4 protein-coding genes and 1 pseudogene are annotated in these 3,747 nt (G+C 58.2%); all 5 read right to left on the minus strand.

All coding sequences use genetic code 11. The features are described from left to right. A pseudogene (locus ACP5VX_RS06475) lies at positions 1-229 on the minus strand (nucleoside phosphorylase); the annotation flags it as partial. Then, positions 226-1,044 (minus strand): energy-coupling factor ABC transporter ATP-binding protein, encoded by an 819-nt coding sequence (locus ACP5VX_RS06480; RefSeq protein WP_428725069.1) that lies wholly within the window; start codon positions 1,042-1,044, stop codon positions 226-228. The gene ACP5VX_RS06480 and the pseudogene ACP5VX_RS06475, both read right to left, overlap by 4 nt. A gap of 1 nt (position 1,045) precedes the next feature. Then, a complete protein-coding gene (locus ACP5VX_RS06485) occupies positions 1,046-1,906 on the minus strand; it encodes an energy-coupling factor ABC transporter ATP-binding protein (protein ID WP_428725070.1) in 861 nt (286 codons plus the stop codon). Continuing rightward, positions 1,903-2,718: an energy-coupling factor transporter transmembrane component T family protein gene (locus ACP5VX_RS06490; RefSeq protein WP_428725071.1), complete on the minus strand. Its 816-nt coding sequence runs from the start codon at positions 2,716-2,718 to the stop codon at positions 1,903-1,905. Before ACP5VX_RS06490 ends, ACP5VX_RS06485 begins: the two co-directional genes overlap by 4 nt. Further along, positions 2,708-3,747, minus strand: a 1,040-nt coding sequence (locus ACP5VX_RS06495) for an amidohydrolase family protein (RefSeq protein WP_428725072.1), incomplete at its 5' end; no start/stop codon positions are given. The genes ACP5VX_RS06495 and ACP5VX_RS06490, both read right to left, overlap by 11 nt.

Raw genomic sequence — 3,747 nt, forward strand, 5'->3', positions numbered from 1 at the left:
AGACTATGTGGGCGGACGCGGCCCCGACCCCGTGGACGGCTATCGAGACCGGCACGCCGGAGTACTCCCCGGTGTACACGTAGAAGCCCCTGTTCTCGTTGACCAGCCTCGGGTTTGAGAGGAGGTCCTTTAGTAGGTGGGCTCTCTTAGGGTCGCCGACGGTGACGACCCTCTCGGCGACGTCGCCGGGCTTTGCGAGTATGTGTAGAGGCCTACTAAAGTAGCTCATGGCGCCATCCTCTTATAGAGCTCCTCCGCCATGTCGCTTACCCTGACTACCTTCCCCAGCCCCAGCTTCGAGGCGATCACGCTGACCTGCAACGGTATGTAGCCGTTGGATTCGAGGAATGCCACGTCCCCGATGACCTCCTCGGGCGTACCCTCCCTGATTATCCTGCCCTGGCTCATGAACACCACTCTGTCGGCGAGCTCGGCGATTAACTGGAGGTCGTGGGCTATTAGTACGACAGAGTGCCCCTTCTTCGTCAGCTCCCTGAATATCTCGAGGAGGTTGAGGCTCCTCTTGTAGTCGATCCCGGCGAAGGGCTCGTCCAACACGAAGACGTCCGGTTTGAGGGCTAGCACCGTGGCTATCGCCAGCCTGTGCCGTTCGCCGAAGCTTAGGACGTGCGGGGATACGTTGAGCGGCTTCTTGAGATCCACCACCTCGAGAGCCCACTTGATCCTCTCCTCGATCTCCTCTGTTTTGAAACCGAGCTTCTTGAGCCCCACGCTCAGCTCGTCCCTGATGGTGGCCGAGTAGATCTGCGAGTCCGGGTTCTGGAAGACGTAGCCCACGTGCCTCGCCAGCCTCGATGTGGGGACTCTCCTCGTGTCCATACCGAGCACTCTGACCTCACCTCTCCACGGCTTTAAGAGACCGTTGAAGTGCTTGGCGAGCGTTGTCTTGCCGGCACCCGACTCGCCTATGACACCGACGAACTCGCCCCTCCTCACCGTGAAGTTGACGTCCTTCAAGACCCAGTCCTGCTTCTTGTTGTACTTGAACCAGACACCCTTCGCCTCTATCAGGACCTCGCTCAACCTACCTCCCCCCTCTCAGCATCCCCTTGATCAGCTCCACCGCCTCGCGGGCTGTGACCGGTATTCTATCTACCCTGACCCCCTTGTCCATCAACTTATAGAAGACCTCGGAGATCATGGGTGGTCTCACGCCCACCCTCTTGACCAACTCGTAGTTAGAGAACACCTCGCTGGGCTTGCCCACCGCGACAAACTCCCCCTTGTCCATTATCACGATCTTGTCCGCGATCTCGCTAGCCCACTCGATCCTGTGCTCAACTACGATTATCGTCATATGGTAGTCCCTCTTGAGCCTGTCGAGAAGGTCGAGAACCCTCTTAGTTCCCCTGTGGTCTAGCATGGAGGTGGGCTCGTCGAGTATCATCACTTTCGGCCTGAGAGCCAGCACGGAAGCTATCGCGAGTATCTGCCTCTCCCCGGCCGACAGGCTCCACGGCGAGAGGTCCTTCTTCTCCCACAGGCCCACGTACTTTATAATCTCCTCCGCCCTCTCCCTTATCTCGTCTGGTGGGAGGCCGAGGTTCTCGAGCCCGAATATTACCTCCTCGAGGACGGAGGGCATGATAATCTGCGAGTCGGGGTTCTGGAAGACGAAGCCTATGTCCCTCACTATCTCTTGGGGCTGCAGCCTTAGGATGTCCTTTCCTAGCACCCTAACCGTGCCCTTTATAGTCCCTTTGATCATGTTGGGGATAATACCAGTCAGTATGTACATCAGGGTGGACTTCCCGCACCCGGAGGGGCCCATTAGTACGACGAACTCCCCCCTCTCAACTGTTAAGTTGAGGTTCTTGAGCGTCCAGTCTTCGGCTAGTAGGTACTTGAACCACAGGTCTTTGATCTCAACTGCGGGTGCGCTCATCTCCAGCCCTCCACGTAAGTGTAGGTAGAGAACCCGACCAGCTTCAATGCGATTATAGATAGGTAGAAGGCCGCTAGCACGACCAGCGCTATTGTGTCCCTCCGACTCCACTTCAGGGGCTTCATGTAGCTCCTCTTACCCGCACCGAAGCCCCTAACCATGAGGGTTATAGCGGTCTCCCACGTTATGCTCATGATCCTTATTATCAGGGGGACGAAGACGGGGATGGTGTAGGCTATCCTCTTCACCGGGTTAGGAGAGTCGACTTCTATACCCCTGGACTTCTGGACATCGATTATCTCCTTGAGCTCCTTGAAGGTGATCGGCAGCAGCCTCAGCGAGAGGAAGAGCGTGAAGCCCGCCTTATACGGCAGTCTGAGCTTGTCGAACGTCTGGACAAGGTCGTATGGCTTGACCGTCGAGAAGAAGAGCAGCATGGCGGTGATCGGATTTACAATTAGGAAGAACTTGCCCGTCCCGACCAGCAAACCGACGTCCGTCACCACCAGGTTGGCAAAGCCTATGTAGAACAGGGGTCTGCCCACGTTCTGGTAGAAGCTCGCCCACACGAGTATGGTGACTATGAAGAACACTACACTGTAGGTTATGGTTATTAGCAGCCTCGCCAGAGACAACCTGGCTAGTACGATCCCCACGATCAGGCTTATGAAGACGAACACGCCTACGCTCCCGTCGAACTGGGTAGCGATCGAGGCGGCGAGTGCGAGTATAAACCAGGCCAGCTTTACTCTCGGGTCCAGCCTGTGTATAACGCTGTCGGCCTCGTAGTATAGACCTATCTCACCGCTCAACTCCACCACACTCGAGTAAATCTTGGCGAACTTCGCGGATTTTCTCAAACACTATGTGCTTGAGCCTATTAAACTCCGCGCTTTTGTTCACGGCCCTCCCCGAAACGACTACCAGCACCGGCCTGTAGTACTGGTGGTCGTAGACGAGGCTGAAGGCCGCGTCGGTCGGGGACATCTCGCTGGGGTCGGCCCAAGGCGGGGGCTCCCAGAGGACTACGTCTGCTGGCGCGCCCGGCGCTATACCGCTGTACTCCCACCCGAGCGCCCTACTACCCTCCCAGACGCTACTCTTTAGCAGGGCGTACACGTCCAGCGGCACAGGCCGCGCGTACCTGCTCCCCTGAGCGGCCAGAGCTACCTTCATCTCGAAGAGCGGGCTCATCACACCGGCTGTGAGAGGCCCGTCTGTGCCGACTGTTACAGGCACGCCTCTCTCGATGTACTCGAGGACCCTCGCGACGCCGGAGCCCCAGCTCATGATCGTGAACGGGCAGTACGACACGTAGGGCCTGCTCCTTGCCAGTAGCTCTAGGTCCCTGTCGTCGACGTAGACAGCGTGGGCCAGGAGGGGCCTCACCGATAGCAGGCCCAGCTCGTCGGCCAGCTGCGCAGGCGTCTTGCCGTACCTCTCCTTAGTGAACCTGACCTCGTCCAGCGACTCCGCGAAGTGGATGTGTATCTTCACCCCCTGGTCGCGGGAGGCCTCGACAGCCCTCTTGACAGAGTCGAGGGATACCGAGTAGAGGGCGTGGACCCCTATCATGCCCCTGACAAGCTCGTCGCTCTTGTACCTCGCCGCGAACCTTATGGAGTCCTCTATACTGTGCTTCGGCGGCCCCTCGAACAGCTCTATGACGCCTAGGCTCAGCGAAGCCCTCAAACCCACTTCCTTGGTGGCCTTCGCAACCTCGTCCTCGTAGAAGTACATGTCGCCGTATAGTACAACGCCGTTTTCCACGAGCTCGACTAGCGCGGCGAGAGCCCCGTAGTAGACGTGCCTGGGCTTAAGGCAGCTCTCCATCGCCCAGA

Origin of the sequence: Thermogladius sp. (assembly GCF_049970955.1) — an archaeon.
Lineage (GTDB): Archaea > Thermoproteota > Thermoprotei_A > Sulfolobales > Desulfurococcaceae > Thermogladius.